A 17855-nucleotide genomic window follows, 5' to 3' on the forward strand; every position below is an offset into this window, starting at 1 on the left:
GGAAACTTGCAATGCATGTACATTTTGATGACACGATCATCCATATAGATCGTGACCGACTGAAAGAAATCCAGCTTCACCGGATGCAGAAATCAATCCGGCATGCCTACGATAATGTTGCACACTACCGCGCTACATTTAAAGAAGCTGGCGTCACACCAGACGACCTTCAGTCCCTTGATGATCTTGCCAAGTTTCCTTTTCTTACCAAACAGGACATGCGCAACAACTATCCTTACGGCCTGACAGCAGTTCCAATGGAAGATGTTGTGCGTACCCATGCTTCGTCCGGCACCACCGGGCAGGCAACTGTGGTTACCTATACCAAACGCGATATTGATATGTGGGCTGATGTTGTAGCCCGTTCTATCCGGGCGGCAGGCGGAAATTCAAGCGATACTGTGCATGTTGCGTACGGATACGGCCTTTTCACAGGCGGTCTGGGCGCCCATTACGGTGCCGAACGTGCTGGCTGTAACGTGATCCCTATGTCTGGCGGGGCTACTGCCCGACAGGTGGATTTGATCATGGATTTCAAACCCACCATTATCATGGTAACACCAAGCTATATGCTTGCACTGGCTGACGGTTTCCGCAAAGCCGGGATCGACCCGCGCGATACATCGCTGCGCATCGCTATTCACGGTGCAGAGCCGTGGACCGAGGAAATGCGCCGCGAAATCGAAGAAACTTTCGATCTTGATGCTGTTGACATTTATGGTCTCTCTGAAGTTATCGGACCGGGCGTAGGTCAGGAATTTGCCTCAACAAAAGACGGCCCTACTATTTGGGAGGATCATTTCTATCCTGAGATTATCAACCCGGAGACAGGTGAAGTCCTGCCGGACGGCGAAGAAGGCGAGCTTGTTTTCACCTCCCTTACCAAGGAAGCCTTCCCAATCATTCGGTACCGCACCCGTGACCTGACCCGTCTGTTGCCGCCAACAGCCTGTTCTATGCGTCGGATGGCGAAAATCACAGGTCGATCGGACGATATGATGATTATTCGCGGTGTAAATGTCTTCCCGATGCAGATCGAAGACCTGATCCTGAAAGATTCGCGCCTTGTGCCACATTATTACTGCGAGATCCGCCGGGAAGGTCCAATGGATACCTTAACCGTCGTCGGTGAAGCCGCTGAGCATGCTGCCGATGAAAATACCCGGATTGCCGCGAGCCAGCAACTGGCCCACGCTATCAAAGCTACAATCGGCGTTTCCTCGACTGTGGTTATCAAGGAACCAAACGCTATCCCGCGGTCTGAAGGCAAGGCAAAGCGGGTCCATGACCTGAGGAATAAATAATCGAATTAATTAATTGACCGAATGGTCAGTTAATTGTATAAACATGCATCACGCATTCAAAGGGGAGTGACAATGTATACGACCGACTTACGGACTGCGGAAGAGAAAGCCAAAGCTGCAAAGGACGAGATTAAGGTTGCAGAAGAAGGCATGGCTGAATTTCAGGCCCGCATCGACCGCGATGAGTTCATTGAACCAAAAGACTGGATGCCGGAAGGCTACCGCAAAACCCTGATCCGCCAGATGTCGCAGCATGCGCACTCTGAAATCGTGGGCATGCATCCTGAGGGCAACTGGGTAACTCGTGCGCCTACCCTCAAAAGAAAACTTATCCTGATCGCTAAAATTCAGGACGAGGCCGGGCACGGCTTGTATCTTTACAGTGCTGCTGAAACGCTGGGCGTTTCACGGGAAGAACTGGTACGCCAGCTGCACGCGGGCGAAGCCAAATATTCCACTATCTTCAATTACCCAACAATGAACTGGGCAGATGTCGGTGCCGTTGGCTGGCTTGTGGACGGTGCTGCAATTACCAACCAAATTCCGCTTTGTCGTTGTTCGTACGGCCCCTATGCCCGCGCCATGACCCGCGTCTGTAAGGAAGAAAGCTTCCACCAGCGTCAGGGCTATGAAGCGCTGCTGGAGATGATGAAAGGCACAGACGAACAGAAGAAAATGGTGCAGGACGCCTTCGACCGCCTGTTCTGGCCTGCCTTGATGATGTTTGGCCCACCAGACAGCGACAGTGCGCATTCAAGCCAAAATATGGCATGGAAGATCAAACGATTCTCCAATGATGAGCTGCGCCAGCGTTTTGTTGACGCCACAATTCCGCAAGCCGAATTCCTTGGCCTGAAGATTCCTGAGCAGATCAAATGGAATGAAGAAACTGGCCACTATGACTTTGGCGAGCTGGACTGGGATGAATTCTGGGACGTTGTTAAAGGAAACGGCATTTCCAATGATGACCGTATGAACGCGCGCAATGAGGCACTGGAAGACGGTGCATGGGTTCGCGAAGCGGCGGCTGCATATGCCGAGAAGCAACGCGCAAAGTCTAAAGCTGCATAACGAGGGAAGGATAAATCTATGCAAAACGATTGGGATCTTTACGAAGTATTCATCCGCTCCAAGCGCGGACTGTCTCACAAACACGTAGGTAGTGTGCATGCAGCTGATGGCCGCATGGCAATTGAAAACGCCCGTGATCTGTACACACGCAGAAGCGAAGGCGAGAGCATCTGGGTTATTCCAGCCAAGGAAATTGTGGCATCTGACCCGGCAGAAGGCGATGCGCTCTTTGGCCCTGCTCAGGACAAAGTGTACCGCCACCCTACATTCTACGACATCCCTAAAGAAGTCGGCAAAATGTAAGGAGCCAACGGATGACAAGCATCTATACAAACGGGGACAACCCCCATTTCCAATATGTTCTGGGACTTGGCGATGATGCGCTGATCCTGGGACACCGCTGGAGCGAATGGCTATCCAAAGGACCAAATCTGGAACTGGATATTGCTGCGTCTAACCTTGCACTTGATCTGATTGGTCAGGCTGATCTGTGGCTGTCCTATGCCGCCGAACTGCAGGGCGAAGGTAAATCGTCCGATGACTTGGCGTATCTGCGGGATACACATGACTTCCGCTGTCACTGGCTTACTGAACAGCCTAACACTGACTGGGGTCTGTCTACTGCCCGTATGCTGATGTTCAGCGTTTACCAGTATATCCGCTATGAGCGTCTGGTAAATTCTTCTGATGAACGGATTGCGGAGATCGCGAAAAAGGCACTGAAAGAGGTAACCTATCACCGCCGTTTTGCGACTGAGTGGACAATGCGCCTTGGTCTGGGTACCGATGAAAGCAATCGCCGTCTGCAAAAAGGGTTTGATACTCTGTGGCGTTTTGTGCCTGAACTGTTTGAAACAACTGCGTGGGAACAGGAACTGGCCGACAAGGGCATTGCTGTTGCTTCGAAGGACATCGAAGCAGAATGGACCGAAGTCATCAGCGCGATCCTTGCAGAAGCCGACATTACAATGGCTGACACTGCAGGAAAGCGTGTGATTGGCAGCCGCCATGATGGTCATCATACCGAGCATCTTGGCCACATTCTTGCAGAAATGCAGTTCCTGCAGCGTGCCTACCCAACAGCACAGGGTGCAACCTGGTAATGACACGCACGGCTGAGACAATGGAAATATGGAACACTCTGGATACAGTACTGGATCCAGAGGTTCCTGCCTTGTCAGTTACTGACCTTGGTATCATTCGAGATGTCAAACTGTCTGATGGCGGCAAAGTCGTGATTGATGTGACACCGACATACAGTGGCTGTCCGGCTACTGACCTGATCAGCGAAATCATCAAGGCAGCGGTTGTTTCATCTGGCCATGAAGATGTTACAATCAAAACAGTTCTTAGCCCTACATGGACAACCGACTGGATCACCGAAGACGGGCGAAAGAAACTGAAAGAATATGGCATCGCACCACCCGTGGGCGAAGCAGCCACTGGCAAGGCTGCGCTTCTGGGCATCAGCCCGGTAGTTCACTGTCCACGGTGCGATTCCACACAAACCGAACAAGTAAGTGAGTTCGGCTCAACCGCGTGCAAGGCAATGTATCGATGCACCTCCTGCCTTGAACCGTTTGAGTATTTTAAGTGTATTTAATGGGAAGCAACTATGCATCAACATCACGAACTTACCGTTTCCGGTGTCGAGAAAAACACACCGGAAACAATCGTCGTTACCTTTGACGTTCCAGAAGGCCTGCGCGACGCATACCAGTATAAACAAGGCCAGCATCTGACGCTGATCAAAGATCTGAACGGTGAAGAGCTTCGCCGTTCCTATTCCATTTGCAGCAGTGTTGGAGAATGCAAACTAACCGTCGCCATCCGAGAAGTGGAAAACGGTCGATTTTCAACTTATGCCAATGCAAATCTTGCGGTTGGTGACAAAATCGATGTTATGACGCCGACAGGCCATTTTTATGTTGATCTGGATGACACGTCATCCCGCACCTATGCCGCCTTTGCAGCGGGTAGTGGTATAACGCCCTTGATGTCGATCATCAAAACAACCCTCCAGACTGAGCCAAACGCACGCTTCCTGTTGTTTTACGGCAACCGCACAGGCCGGTCGACCATCTTCAGAAGCGAGATTTCCGATCTGAAAAACCGCTTTACCGACCGTTTTAGCTATTGGCATTTCCTCAGTCAGGAAGATCTTGAAATGGAATTTTTCAATGGTCGTCTGGACTGCAATAAAACTCAGGAAATCTTTAAACGCATCATCAGCGCCGACAAGATTGATCACGCCTTTGTATGCGGCCCCGACGCCATGATTGATGGCGTTATTGAAGGACTGAAGTCCAGTGGCTTTACTGACAAACAAATTCATAGCGAGAAATTCCTGAGCGAAGGCCAGCAGGCTGTGGCACCAGGCAGGGCCGCCGAAGTAGAAGGCGAAGCTGAAATGACACTGGTTATCGACGGCGACGAATTCTCGATCACCTCATCGCACAGTGTCGCCATTCTTGATGCTGCGATTGAAGGCGATCTGGATGTACCTTTTGCCTGTAAAGGCGGTGTTTGCTGTACCTGCCGCGCGAAAGTACTTGAAGGCGATGTGGAAATGGTCCTCAATCAGGGACTGGAGCCGGAAGAAGTGGCAGCCGGCTATGTACTGACATGCCAGTCGTATGCAGTCAGTGATAAAGTCGTCCTAAGCTTCGACGAATAAGCCTGCCCATCGCTGGCAATCGCTTCTTCAATTTAACACCAATTCCCCCTGCCCTTCTGGGCAGGGTTTTTTGCGCTTGCCACCCAGAAATCCACTTACTGCCATCACCAATAAATTGTGAATTGACCAATCAATAGCAATCATACTAAGAGTATATAAATTTACACCTTTAAGTATTTTTCCGCGCATTTCACTGAACAAGGAAACCAGGATTGGTTACTCAGACTTTAGTCCGCAAGCTATTTGCCTCCAAAAGGCCGAAGAAGCAGGAGCGTCATTATCTGGTGCTTCCACATCATAATATCGCCTACGCCCGGATTCCAAAAGCCGCCAATTCATCGGTAAAGCATGCTTTGCATGACTTTCTTTTTGGCCACGAGGCCACGATTGATGGTGGAAGACGAGACCGTTTCTGGTATCAACATCCTAGTGGTCTTGCCGATATGATGTCTTATGGTGCGCTAAAACAAAAGCATCCTGATGCGTTCATATTTTCTTTTGTACGAAACCCATACAGCCAGACGGTGTCCTGCTATCATGAAAAAATTGTCAAACGAAGGAAGTACGGTTTAATCAATTCTTTTCGGGATAGCGGCTTCACGCCTGAAATGACGTTCCGTGACTTTGTTGACCATATTGCAACCATTCCAGACGAAGTTGCAGACGTGCATTTCAAGTCTCAGGCCTCTATGCTGACTGTCAAAGGAAAAAGCACCTGCGATTTTATCGGCAAAACCGAGACAATGGATAAAGACTGGGCGCATCTGCAGGCGACAATTTCTGGCAAATCTGGACACCACCTACCAAACATACGGACCATTCACCAGCAAGCTGATAGACCAAAACCACGTGACCTGTATAACGACTATCTGATAACAAAAGTACGCGAAAGGTATGACAATGACTTTCGTCTCTTCTACCCAACCGACATCACGCCTTGATCCTTAATCAGGCTAAAGCCGCAACTGCTGGCCGGCATTCAGATAGATAGCTTAAATCAGGCCCATTTCATTGGCTTCGCGCGATAAATCCTCCCGAAACTCTGGCGCCGCAAGACTGATCAGTGCCTGCGCCCTGTCGCGCAAGGATAGTCCTTTCATATTGGCCATACCATGTTCGGTCACAACATAGTGGGTGTCCATCCGCGGATCTGTAACTGCCCCACCTTTCAGTCGGGGCACTATCTTACTGATAGTGCCGCCTTTGGCCGTAGAGTGCAGGGCAATAAAGCTTTTTCCGTTTTTGCCGTCATAAGCGCCGCGCACAAAATCCAATTGTCCGCCTGTTCCTGAAAATGGTCTGCCGTCAAGCTGCTCACTGTTGATTTGCCCGGTCAGGTCCACTTCAATCGCAGCATTTACACTGATCATATTACGATTTTTTCGAATAACACTCGGCGCGTTTACCCACGACACCGGATACCCAACAATTGATGGGTTATCGTCCATAAAATCGAACATGGCACGGTCCCCCAGTGCCAGCGTAAAGACATGCTTATACGGCAGAATTGATTTTTCCGCCCCAGTCAGAACCCCTTTCTTGATCAGGTCAACCATCGGCGGTGAAAACAGCTCTGAGTGCAGACCAAGGTCCTTATGGTTTTCCAGATTTGACAGAACGGCTGCCGGCACCCCGCCAACCCCCATTTGCAGCGTAGCACCATCCGGAATTTCCGAGGCTATCAAGTCCGCAATTGCTTTGTCAGTTTTACTGGGCGGCTTACCAACGGTTTCCATCAAATCGGCCGTATGCTCTACCACGGCATCCACATCACTGACATGAAGAAGACATTCCCCAAATACCCGCGGCATATTGGGGTTTACCTCAACGATGACATGTTTGGCCTTGCGTACAACCGTCGCGCCGTAGTCAGGATTAGTGCCTAGTGAAAAATATCCGTGCTTATCCATTGGGCTGACGGTAACCAGAAAATAGTCCGGGCTGATACTTTCGGTCAGTAAACGCCCCGCCTGGTGAAAGGCAGACGGCACAAAGTCCACATACGATTTTCCCACGTTGCGCCCCTTTGCAGCAAGCGCCCTGTCATGGCTACTCATAAACAGTGGCTTGGGCCGGATCACATCCATCAGGTCTTCGACAAGGAGTGTTTCCATAGCATCATGGGAAGCATGCATATAATATACATTCAAACTGCTAAAGGACCCTGCATATGCCCTGTCTGCAAGCGCTCTCATCAACGCTGGCGGCATGGCAACCCCCATCCCCAAAATAACATTGGAACGATCCTTGATAACTGACGCGGCATCAACCGGGCTCGTCAGTTTTTCTTGGTAGGCTGATTGTGGGTTCACTGCTCTCTCCCCTGTAAGGATCTGGCAGAAACACCAGACGGAAATTGCTACCGTATTTCTATAAGAAAATTATGAGACTGCAAAGCTTCCAGTCTTTCTCTTGTGGGTAAAATCAGCTAGGTTCAAACACATGGGTACAGAAACACTGCAAAAACATTTATGAACTCTTCGAGATCTGCATATCTTGAAACCAGGGCATACCTTTACGGATACTAAACACGATAATGACCGACTATGATGACATTTTGATTTCTATTCGCCGCATAACCCGCGCGATTGATCTTCAGTCCAAGCAATTGGTGAAACAAACGGGACTGACGGCACCGCAACTGGTTGTCATGCACGCCATCCGCAAGCAAGGCAGAATACCACCTAGTGCCGTCGCACGCGAAGTTGCGCTTAGTCAGGCAACAATTACATCAATTCTGGACCGCCTGGAAAAGGCTGGACTGGTAAGGCGCGAGCCAAGCGAAAAAGATAAACGGGTTGTTCACGCCTGCCTGACATCTGATGGCATGAGACGCCTGGAAGAATCGCCCGAACTGCTTCAGGCTGGTTTTCTGCGCCAGTTCCGAAAGCTAGAGGATTGGGAACGTTCAATGTTAATCAGTTCTCTGCAACGTGTTGCCGCCATGATGGATGCCGAAGGCCTGGATGCATCCCCTATCTTGGAGCTTGGTGATATTGTCAGCCCTAAATAAAGGCTGCAGCCTTCAGAATATATCGGTGCCCGTAACGCCTATACAGGCACCGAAAAACAGACTAGCCCGTTAACAGGCGACCGACTGTAAGGATTCTGTGGGAACATCCCAGGAAAGATGACTTTCTTTCAAGATCACCATATTTTTTGTTGTTATTACATCCGGCACCGCCGAATATCCTAACAGTTCTGCCGTGGACGATTCCGGGTGTCGCGCAAGAAGCAGCACTTCATCCGACGAGAAGTTGGTTAGCCCGCGCGCAATCTCCTGCCCTTGTTCATCATAAACATGCAGAATATCACCCTTTTGAAAGCTATCTGCCACGGAGATAATATCAGTGTGTTTGATAGGAGCGAGCTTGGATGTAAGCGCATCCGCAACATCCTGCTTGAGGATCAGGCTGCCTGCCACTTGCAAACGGTTCGTCAGCCATACTTTCCAAGCTGACTCTGGCGTCCCCTTGGCAACACATTCCGTATGACGGCGATTGCCTTCCAGGACCGACAAGATTGGGCGGTCGATAATGCCTTCTGCGATAATTGTACTGCAGCCAGCATGCTGGGCCATATTTGCGGCCTGCAATTTGGTATACATACCGCCGCTACCCAGTGCATTTGTGCCTGATGCAGCTTCCAAATATTCGCTTACATCATCCAGTTTCTCGATAAACTGGGCGCCTTCATCCCCCGGAGGTCGGTCATAAAGGCCATCAATGCTGGTCAATAATATAAGGTGGTCTGCCTGGATCATCTGTGCAACCTTGGCAGCCAGACGGTCATTATCACCAACACGCAGCTCCTCGGTCGTCACTGTGTCATTCTCATTAACGATAGGCATAATGCCATTATCAAACAATCGCTCGACCGTATTTTTAATATTGATGAAGCGGCGCCGCTCCTCCATATCGCCGATGGTCACCAGAATTTGGGCAATATCAAACCCGAACTCATGCGCGACTTGCTTATATGCGTTTAACAGTAGCGGCTGCCCGTATGCAGCAGCTGCCTGTTTATCAAGGATGCCGGCATCCTCTGGTGATTTATGAATTGCATTCAGGCCAAGAGCCACTGCCCCGGAGGACATGAGAACAACTTCTACGCCGCGCTCCTTCAATTTTGCGATGTCACTTAACAGCCCATGCATGAATGCGTAACGAAGCGTCAATTCCTGGCTATGAGCCAATAAGCTCGAGCCGATTTTGACTACAATACGCTTTGATTGAGACACGTGTATCCTCCTTGGTGTGTTATTCAACATGGCCCTGATATAAGCGGACCTCCGCCGCATTACCAGTTTTATTTCGCATTATAATTAAATTTACTCAGTTTATTTTTGCCGGAAATTAGTTTTTTGCACTATATTTCAATCGTTTAATAAATTTTTCCTTTCTGCGGTGCGACTAATTATTAATTTTTCCCTTGAAATATTGCTTCGTATTCTAATATTTAAGCAGCAACCCCGATGTGGGGTGCCTGTGGTTTCTTATTCCCGGACCATCACCCAGGACACAGGCAATAATTTTTTATTACGGATAAAAGGAGTTGTTGGATGGATATTCTAATGGTCGGTTGCGGCCGTATGGGCGGTGCTATGTTGGAACGCTGGACCACACAAAAGAATGCCATCTTTACAGTCGTTGACCCCGCCGCCACTGATCTTCCTGGTGGTGTTCGTGGCCTTAAACAGGCAGCGTCCCTTGGCTCTGATACATTTGACATGATCATCATTGCGGTTAAACCCCAGATGATCGAGGACGTTATGCCTGCCTATGATGGCCGTCTAAGGGATGGTGGATGCATGGTTTCCATCGCCGCTGGTTACAGTCTGGACAGCCTTACCAAAGCAGTCGGCGATGTGCCTATCATTCGCGTCATGCCTAATCTGCCAGCTTTGATCGGTAAGGGCGCGACCGGCTTGTATGCAAGCGAACACTGCAGCGATACCCACAAAGACGCAGTGTCAGATTTAATGGCGCACATTGGTCTGTCTGTCTGGGTTCCGTCCGAAGATCACCTGGACCGGCTGACAGCGGTATCCGGTAGTGGCCCTGGCTATGTTTTTCAGTTCATTGAAAGCTTCACAGAAGGCGCAAAAGCACTAGGATTCTCTGATACAGATGCCCAAACCTTAGTGCTGCAAACCGTACTGGGAGCAGCAGAAATGGCTGCAAGCACACGCCGCCCTGCCAGTGACCTGAGGGACAGTGTTACCAGCAAAGGCGGCACAACACAGGCTGGGCTTGATCAATTACGGACCGAACAAGCTCTGGACAAGTTGATGCAACAAACAACCCAGGCAGCTTACGAGCGCGCTGTTGAACTGCGCTAATCCTCCCCAATTTAAATTCAGAAAATGGAGCTATCCATGACCGCCCTCTCAAACGAGATTAAAGACTATATTTACGGCTTGGCAGAAAAAGCCAAAATAGCATCAAAACAGCTGGCAACAGCGTCGACCGAGCAGAAAAATCAGGCATTGCTCGAATCTGCTGGTGCCATCCGTAAGCATGCTAAACGCATCATTACTGAGAACGCCAAGGATGTGGAAAGCGCCCGCGCTGACGGCAAACCGGCATCTTTCATTGACCGCCTGACCCTGACATCAGAACGGGTCGAAGCTATGGCAGATGCAATCGAACAAGTCGCCAAGCTTCCAGATCCCGTTGGTCGACAACTTGCGTCCTTTGACAGACCAAATGGCCTCAGGGTGGAACGTGTCGCTGTGCCTATCGGGGTTATTGGAATGATCTTTGAATCCCGTCCGAATGTCGGTGCTGACGCTGGTTCCCTTTGCCTGAAATCGGGTAATGCCGTTATTCTGCGCGGCGGGTCAGAAAGTTATCATTCAACAACTGAAATCGTTTCCTGTCTGAAAACCGGACTGGCTGCCGCCAATCTACCGGAAGACAGCATCCAGGTGGTTGAGACCATCGACAGAGACGCGGTTAAATATCTCCTGAAATGTTCAGAATATATTGACCTGATCATCCCGAGAGGCGGCAAAGGTCTCGTCTCGCTGGTGAAAGAACAGGCAGAAGTACCAACACTGGAACACCTTGACGGCAACTGCCATACCTATATCCACGGTGCCGCAGATATGGACAAGGCAGTCTCCATTGTCCACAACGCTAAAATGCGCCGAACCGGTATCTGCGGGGCGACAGAAAGCCTGGTCATCGACGCTTCCATCGCCGCAAAGGTCCTTCCCAAAATCATTGACGCGATGCCGGACTGTGAATTTCGCGGAGATAACGGCGCCATCTCAGCAGATAGTCGTGTGCATGAAGCCTACGAAGAAGACTTTGGCACCGAATTTCTAGATGCTATTTTGTCCGTCAAAATTGTTGAGGATATTGACGAAGCTATTTCGTTTGTTGATGAACAGTCATCCCAGCATACAGACGCCATCATCACCGAAGATCAGGAAGCCGCAGATCTGTTCATGAACAAAATTGATTCTGCTGTGGTAATGCATAATGCATCAACACAATTTTCGGATGGCGGTGAATTTGGCATGGGTGCAGAAATTGGCATCGCAACGGGTAAAATGCATGCACGCGGCCCTGTAGGCCTTGAACAGTTGACAACCTTTAAATACAAGGTACACGGCTCGGGCCAAACCCGTTCTTAATCCGGACTACCTCAGAATATCCTTGCAGGCACCCCCGCAATAGTGGTTGGGTGCCTGTTTCATAGACAATTTGGACAATCTTTCAAAACACCGGGACACTATTTATGCAAACAGAAGTGATGATCTCCCTTGCTGGGTATTTTATCTTGATGATGGCCATCGGCCTGTATGCTTACCGTAAATCCACAAGCGATGTCTCCGGATACATGCTTGGCGGACGTCAACTCAGCCCTGCGGTTGCATCCCTGTCGGCTGGCGCATCTGACATGAGCGGCTGGATGCTTATGGGCCTGCCCGGCGCTGTGTATGTCACTGGTCTTAGTAGCGCATGGATTGCCGTTGGTCTGATGGTCGGAGCATTTCTTAATTATCTCTATGTTGCACCTAGATTGCGCGTTTACACTGAAATTGCGGATGATGCGATCACCATCCCTGATTTTTTTGAAAAACGCTTCCATGACACGTCTCATATCCTTCGGATTTTGTCATCCGTAGTAATAATTATATTCTTTACTCTCTATACGTCTGCTGGCGTTGTCTCGGGCGGCAAACTCTTTGAAGCATCCTTCGGCACCACTTACGAAGTAGGACTGTTTGCAACGGCCGGTGTTGTTGTGGCCTATACGCTTTTCGGTGGTTTTCTTGCCGTCAGCCTGACGGACTTTGTCCAGGGATGCATCATGTTTGTCGCGCTTGTCCTTGTGCCCGTTGTTGCCTTCTTTGATCTGGGCGGTGCGCCGGCTATTCAGGATACCTTATCCGGACTGGACAAAGATATGCTGAATATGGTCGAAGGACTGACAATTGCAGGCCTTGTGTCCAGTCTTGCCTGGGGTCTTGGGTATTTCGGCCAGCCTCATATCATCGTCCGTTTCATGGCCATCAGGTCCCTAAGCGATGTCAGTACGGCACGCAACATCGGCATGAGCTGGATGCTGATCACAGTAATTGGTGCCGTTGCAACGGGTACTGTTGGTCTTGCCTATATGATAAAGAATGATCTGGGACTTGAAGACCCTGAAACCATTTTCATTGTTCTGTCCGAAATCCTGTTCCATCCTTATATCGCAGGCTTCCTGCTAGCTGCCATTCTCGCCGCTATCATGAGCACCATCTCCAGCCAATTACTTGTCTCTTCAAGTTCACTGACAGAGGATTTTTACAAAACTTTCCTGCGCAAAAAGGCATCTCAGAAGGAGCTGGTTCTGGTAGGCCGTTTATCCGTTCTTCTGGTATCGTTGGTCGCTATTGCCCTTGCCTATGACCGGTCTAACACCATCCTGTCCCTTGTCAGTAATGCATGGGCTGGTTTCGGCGCAGCCTTTGGCCCCTTGATCCTTCTAAGCCTGCACTGGCGGCATATGACACGGGACGGCGCCATTGCCGGCATGATCGCCGGTGCGGTCACTGTCTTATTCTGGATTTATGCTCCAATAGGTGAAGGCGGTGCACCGCTTTCAGACACGCTATACGAAATGGTGCCCGGCTTTATTATAAGCACGCTAACGGCTGTCATTGTCAGCAAGTTCACCGAAGGTAGAGGCGAAGCCATCCGGTCCCAGCGTCTGTTCGCTGAAATGGAAGACGAAATGTCTGGCAACCCCGGGCCAACCCCATAAAACTGCAGACAGCATGACTTGAAAAACAAACACCCCCGGCAATACCGGGGGTGTTTTTATTTCTGGACAAATGGCCGGCAGGCATCAGGAGGGGTGTGACCTATCCAGCCAGGATACTATTTACATACGGTCCAGATTCATTACCTTGACCCAGGCATCCACGAAGTCACTGACAAATTTCTCTTTCGCACTGTCAGCAGCGTAGACCTGCGAGATTGCCCGCAGCTCAGAGTTAGAGCCAAAGATCAGATCAACGGGTGTTGCTGTCCATTTCACTGCGCCGCTCTCGCGGTCACGACCTTCATAAAGACCTTCGTTACTTTCTGATTTAGCCCACACGGTAGACATATCAAGAAGGTTGACAAAAAAGTCGTTATTCAGCGCACCCGGTGTATCCGTGAAGACACCGTGGGCAACACCGCCAGTGTTCGCGTTCATCGCACGCATACCACCAACAAGCACTGTTGTTTCAGGCACAGTCAGGTTCAGAAATGCTGCTTTTTCGATCAGCATTTCTGCGGGCGACCGCTTTATTCCGCCAGCGAAATAATTGCGGAAACCATCAGCATCAGACTTCAGGACTGCAAATGAGTCTACATCTGTTTGTTCCTGTGAAGCGTCTGTCCGGCCTGGCGTGAAAGGTACAGACACATCATACCCTGCGTCTGCGGCAGCCTTTTCAATTGCAGCCGCACCACCAAGAACAATCAGGTCAGCAAGGGAGATACGTTTGTCACCCTTTTGCGCATCATTAAAGTCAGACTGCACACCTTCCAGAACATCCAGTACTTTGGATAGCTCTGCCGGGTTATTAGCTTCCCACTCCTTCTGAGGCGCCAGACGTACACGGGCACCGTTGGCACCGCCACGCATATCTGTGCCGCGGAAAGAAGACGCAGACGCCCATGCAGTACGGACCAGTTCAGGGATAGTCAAACCACTATCGAGGATTACTGCCTTCAAGTCTGCGACATCGCCAGCGTCCACAAGCGCATGATCTACCGCTGGTACAGGGTCCTGCCAAATGAATGTCTCATCAGGCACCATGGAACCCAGATAGCGGGACTTTGGCCCCATATCGCGGTGCGTCAGCTTGAACCATGCCTTTGCAAAGGCCTTTTCAAACTCTTCTGGATTATCCAGAAAACGCTTGGAAATTTTCCGGTACTCTGGATCAAATTTCAGCGACAGGTCTGTTGTCAACATGATGGGAGCATGGAATTTATCCGGGTCATGGGCATCAGGCACCATTTGTGCCGCACTCTCATCAGACGGAATCCACTGGGTTGCACCCGCCGGGCTTTTAGTCTTCACCCAATCAAACATAAACAGGTTTTCGAGGAAATTGTGCGTCCACTGGGCAGGGCTTACCGTCCACGCACCTTCCAGACCGCTTGTGATGGTGTCACCGCCTTTGCCGCTTTTGTAGCTGTTTTTCCAGCCTAGACCCTGCTCTGACATGTCCGCAGCTTCAGGTTCTGCGCCAACATATTTGCCAGGGTTTGCCGCACCGTGCGTTTTACCAAACGTGTGACCGCCTGCAATCAGGGCCACTGTTTCTTCGTCATTCATTGCCATCCGGCCAAAGGTGCGACGTATGTCATGTGCCGCAAGAAGCGGATCAGGATTACCGTTCGGGCCTTCAGGATTGACGTAGATAAGGCCCATCTGCGTTGCACCAAGCGGACGTTCCAGGTCGCGGTCCCCACTGTGACGTTTATCACCCAGCCATTCGCCCTCGGGGCCCCAATATACTTCTTCAGGCTCCCACTCATCGACACGGCCACCGGCAAAACCAAGGGTCTTGAAACCCATGGATTCCATCGCAACCGTCCCTGCAAGTACCATCAGGTCAGCCCAGGAAATTTTCGCGCCGTACTTCTGCTTAATCGGCCATAAAAGGCGACGTGCTTTGTCAAGGTTGGCATTATCCGGCCAGCTATTGAGAGGCGCGAAACGCTGCATCCCGCCGTCTGCGCCACCACGACCATCACTGATCCGGTAGGTACCGGCGCTGTGCCACGCCATACGAATAAAGAGAGGACCGTAATGACCATAATCCGCTGGCCACCAGTCCTGTGACGTCGTCATAAGCTCTTCCAGGTCTTTTTTCACAGCATCCAGGTCAAGGCTCTCAAACTCTTTCGCATAGTCAAAGCCTGGTCCCATCGGATCAGATTTCGGTGAATTCAGCCGTAGTGGTGTCAGGTCAAGACGGTTTGGCCACCAGTAATCGTTGGAAACTGTTGTGCTGGACATAGACCCTTTCCTTTCAGGAACTGGTTTTTCTGCCGTCGCAGCAGGCGACAAAGCCAGGGTTGAAATACCCATTGCCAACACGGCGACAAAAGGCAAAGTACGCTTTTTCATAAGACTTTCTCCTGTAGGTTATCGGGACCCTAAAAATCCCGCACTTGTTTCACCTGGGAGCATAAAAGTCAGAGTATCCGGGCATTTTGTGCGTACTATACCAGCCACATTTGCACATGCCCTGACAGTCATGACAGTAATTTGGACCAAACTGATCTCCCTATCAGCCCGAAGAGTTATACCACCGCTGCACTTATCGGAGAAATTGAACTATATGATCACATATATCTACACAGACGATTAGTTTTGTAGCCTTTATGATTTTTGCATCTGTTTAATGCCAGGAATACGCGGTGACACGATTTCCCAAGACGCTTGAGAGCTGCACCACACTTTGATACATAAAGCACATGAAAAAGCAGGCTGAAAAGAAAAGCGAAACGATCGAAGTCCGGGTATCTCATAGCGAGAAGACTGCGTTTATGGACGCCTGTCAGGCAGCCGGGGTCACAGCCAGCCACGCCATCAGAGACTTTATCAGTGCCTCGCTCGACCCAAAGCAACAGCGTCCAAAATATCTTTTCCCTGTGGTTGGTATCCTTGGTGTTATTTTTGGCGCTGCACTTCTTATGTGGGGATATCAGACCAAGCAAGTCCCACAGCTGACGCCAGTTTCACAACTTGTGATGCAGCACTTTGACAAAAACGGTGATCAGTATTTATCAGTTTCAGATCTGGAAGGAACCAAGCCTTCTGACGAACCTTCCTTAACATGGCTGATCGACAGAGGGGACAAAAACGGGGACCGCATGCTTGATCAGAACGAGCTTGATGCCATTACACGCTTTTCCGTACAGATGCAGGCTGAACCTGATAAACTTGCACGCAACGCTCACAGTACCCTGCCCGAACAAAAAATTGTTCTTATCCCATCTGATTTATCCGCAGAGGAAAGAGCGGCTTATATGAAGGAGCACGGTCTCTCTCAGGACCTTTCCCCTGACGAGATGGCTCAACTTGAACAAATATTAGGGGCCCTCGCGGCGGAAGGCCCCAGACAAAACTAACGCCCACTTCTTTCGCGAGCGATGAACCATTGCTGAAAGCCCTTTTCTAGCGCATCAATTGTTGATGGCAACCCAAGCTCCTCTCCCTTCAGGTCCAGCCACTCATTGACTGTCTTCCCTTGCGTTATCGCGGCAGCAACTTCTGCAAAAATTTGGACATTGCCCGTTGTTTCAATCATATAGTCTGCAAACGCACGAGACTGGGAATAAAACATTACAGGGGCTGGGCCTTCCTCCGGCGGTGCCATGTCCGACTGGTTTAGGATAACAACACCGCCCATGCCTCCTGCATCTGCAGATTGACGACGCGCTTCCATGACTTTCCTTGCCTCGGCCAAAGCTGGGTGTCCCATGGTTAAATACTCTTCAAAGGACCAAATCTGTGTAAAGTCATTCTGCGTCTTTATACCCGTCATCCGTCCGTATCTGCTTTCAGTCAATACAGCATTCTCCAGAAGGACTGCAGACATTTCATCCATCCAGTCAGGCGCAGGACTTCCATATTCACTTGGCAAGGCTGGTGGCCCATCCCCCGCCTGCAAAAGGTTGGCATTCTGGTCCGGGTAATAGCTGCGCATGAAAAACATATGTCCCAATTCATGGGCCAAAATTCCATGATGAAGATCATCATCCTGTCTGCCACGTGCATTCAGGCTTGCCTCCACCGACTGGGCCACGACCTTTTCCAAAGCTTCATCCTTTAAGTCAGGGCGTGACGCTTGCACTTGTGCCCGCACACTGCGTTCAACCATCGCGCGGCGGTCATCAAGGGTCATCCAGGGCAGGACAACCGGAAACAATCTTAGTAAGTTAGTGCGAACTTCAGCGTCCCGCACCTCTCCAAGAACCAGCGCAGCCTTGGGAGCTTTTTTGCCAAAATATCTCTCAAACGCGGCAGCAGCCTCATCAATACTGTGGGCATAGGAAGCGGTTGCCCCTGCTTTGCCGATCACGGTCCCGGCTTCGCTTTCCAGACATTCAAAGCCGGGCCGGCTACAGATGTCCTCAATACTTAGGCCTTCGTCCGCGCTCTGTGGTAAAACACCCGCCAAAAGGGCACAGGTAAAAAGATAAACTTTCGACGTTTTCATAGAGTCCTCGCATAGTTATTTATTGGGAAATGTCTTGTTACGAAGACCGGGGCGTATCTCCAGACTTTTCGTG

The 17855-nt window shown here is 50.3% G+C and carries 16 protein-coding genes; 12 read left to right on the forward strand and 4 right to left on the reverse strand.

Annotated features, from left to right (window positions below; genetic code table 11):
• The first annotated feature begins 11 nt into the window (after window positions 1-11).
• The 7 genes from paaK to IE181_RS00445 all read left to right on the forward strand — a co-directional run bounded on the left by paaK (window position 12) and on the right by IE181_RS00445 (window position 5993).
• The gene (gene paaK / locus IE181_RS00415; protein WP_191249591.1) at window positions 12-1304 is read left to right on the forward strand and encodes a phenylacetate--CoA ligase PaaK; all 1293 of its coding nucleotides are present in this window, start codon (window positions 12-14) and stop codon (window positions 1302-1304) included.
• 72 nt (window positions 1305-1376) lie between these two features.
• Window positions 1377-2375 (forward strand): 1,2-phenylacetyl-CoA epoxidase subunit PaaA, encoded by a 999-nt coding sequence (gene paaA, locus IE181_RS00420; RefSeq protein WP_191249592.1) that lies wholly within the window; start codon window positions 1377-1379, stop codon window positions 2373-2375.
• Window positions 2376-2393: 18 nt separating this feature from the next.
• Window positions 2394-2678 (forward strand): 1,2-phenylacetyl-CoA epoxidase subunit PaaB, encoded by a 285-nt coding sequence (paaB, locus tag IE181_RS00425; protein ID WP_191249593.1) that lies wholly within the window; start codon window positions 2394-2396, stop codon window positions 2676-2678.
• Between the two features lie 11 nt (window positions 2679-2689).
• Window positions 2690-3478: a 1,2-phenylacetyl-CoA epoxidase subunit PaaC gene (gene paaC, locus IE181_RS00430; protein ID WP_191249594.1), complete on the forward strand. Its 789-nt coding sequence runs from the start codon at window positions 2690-2692 to the stop codon at window positions 3476-3478.
• Entirely contained in the window at window positions 3478-3978 is a 501-nt protein-coding gene (gene paaD / locus IE181_RS00435) for a 1,2-phenylacetyl-CoA epoxidase subunit PaaD (RefSeq protein WP_191249595.1), read from the forward strand. The genes paaC and paaD overlap by 1 nt, the downstream gene beginning before the upstream one ends.
• 12 nt (window positions 3979-3990) lie before the next feature.
• Entirely contained in the window at window positions 3991-5052 is a 1062-nt protein-coding gene (locus tag IE181_RS00440) for a 2Fe-2S iron-sulfur cluster-binding protein (protein WP_191249596.1), read from the forward strand.
• Window positions 5053-5264: 212 nt separating this feature from the next.
• On the forward strand, window positions 5265-5993 hold the full coding sequence (locus tag IE181_RS00445) for a sulfotransferase family protein (RefSeq protein ID WP_191249597.1): 729 nt from the start codon (window positions 5265-5267) through the stop codon (window positions 5991-5993).
• A gap of 51 nt (window positions 5994-6044) precedes the next feature.
• On the opposite strand, the gene IE181_RS00450 is transcribed toward IE181_RS00445, so the two are convergent.
• Window positions 6045-7364, reverse strand: coding sequence for an acetyl-CoA hydrolase/transferase family protein (locus IE181_RS00450; protein ID WP_191249598.1), 1320 nt, complete (start codon window positions 7362-7364; stop codon window positions 6045-6047).
• A gap of 224 nt (window positions 7365-7588) precedes the next feature.
• On the opposite strand from IE181_RS00450, the gene IE181_RS00455 reads away from it, so the two are divergent.
• The gene (locus IE181_RS00455) at window positions 7589-8065 is read left to right on the forward strand and encodes a MarR family winged helix-turn-helix transcriptional regulator (protein WP_191249599.1); all 477 of its coding nucleotides are present in this window, start codon (window positions 7589-7591) and stop codon (window positions 8063-8065) included.
• A gap of 69 nt (window positions 8066-8134) precedes the next feature.
• Here IE181_RS00455 and proB read toward each other — a convergent pair whose 3' ends face one another.
• The gene (gene proB / locus IE181_RS00460) at window positions 8135-9292 is read right to left on the reverse strand and encodes a glutamate 5-kinase (protein ID WP_191249600.1); all 1158 of its coding nucleotides are present in this window, start codon (window positions 9290-9292) and stop codon (window positions 8135-8137) included.
• A 321-nt stretch (window positions 9293-9613) separates the two neighbouring features.
• Between proB and proC the strand changes: the two genes are divergently transcribed.
• The 3 genes from proC to putP all read left to right on the forward strand — a co-directional run bounded on the left by proC (window position 9614) and on the right by putP (window position 13314).
• A complete protein-coding gene (proC, locus tag IE181_RS00465; RefSeq protein WP_191249601.1) occupies window positions 9614-10393 on the forward strand; it encodes a pyrroline-5-carboxylate reductase in 780 nt (259 codons plus the stop codon).
• A gap of 36 nt (window positions 10394-10429) precedes the next feature.
• Window positions 10430-11695, forward strand: a complete 1266-nt coding sequence (locus tag IE181_RS00470) for a glutamate-5-semialdehyde dehydrogenase (RefSeq protein WP_191249602.1) — start codon at window positions 10430-10432, stop codon at window positions 11693-11695.
• Between the two features lie 104 nt (window positions 11696-11799).
• Entirely contained in the window at window positions 11800-13314 is a 1515-nt protein-coding gene (putP, locus tag IE181_RS00475) for a sodium/proline symporter PutP (protein WP_191249603.1), read from the forward strand.
• Between the two features lie 120 nt (window positions 13315-13434).
• On the opposite strand, the gene katG is transcribed toward putP, so the two are convergent.
• The gene (gene katG / locus IE181_RS00480) at window positions 13435-15684 is read right to left on the reverse strand and encodes a catalase/peroxidase HPI (RefSeq protein WP_191249604.1); all 2250 of its coding nucleotides are present in this window, start codon (window positions 15682-15684) and stop codon (window positions 13435-13437) included.
• A 350-nt stretch (window positions 15685-16034) separates the two neighbouring features.
• Here katG and IE181_RS00485 point away from each other — a divergent pair, with 350 nt between their 5' ends.
• Window positions 16035-16691 (forward strand): EF-hand domain-containing protein, encoded by a 657-nt coding sequence (locus IE181_RS00485; RefSeq protein WP_191249605.1) that lies wholly within the window; start codon window positions 16035-16037, stop codon window positions 16689-16691.
• Here the strand turns inward: IE181_RS00485 and IE181_RS00490 are convergent.
• On the reverse strand, window positions 16688-17782 hold the full coding sequence (locus IE181_RS00490; RefSeq protein WP_191249606.1) for a hypothetical protein: 1095 nt from the start codon (window positions 17780-17782) through the stop codon (window positions 16688-16690). The two genes, IE181_RS00485 and IE181_RS00490, sit on opposite strands and share 4 nt — an antisense overlap.
• Between the last annotated feature and the right edge of the window lie 73 nt (window positions 17783-17855).

It is taken from the genome of Kordiimonas sediminis (assembly GCF_014656395.1).
GTDB classification, from domain to species: Bacteria; Pseudomonadota; Alphaproteobacteria; order Sphingomonadales; family Kordiimonadaceae; genus Kordiimonas_A; species Kordiimonas_A sediminis.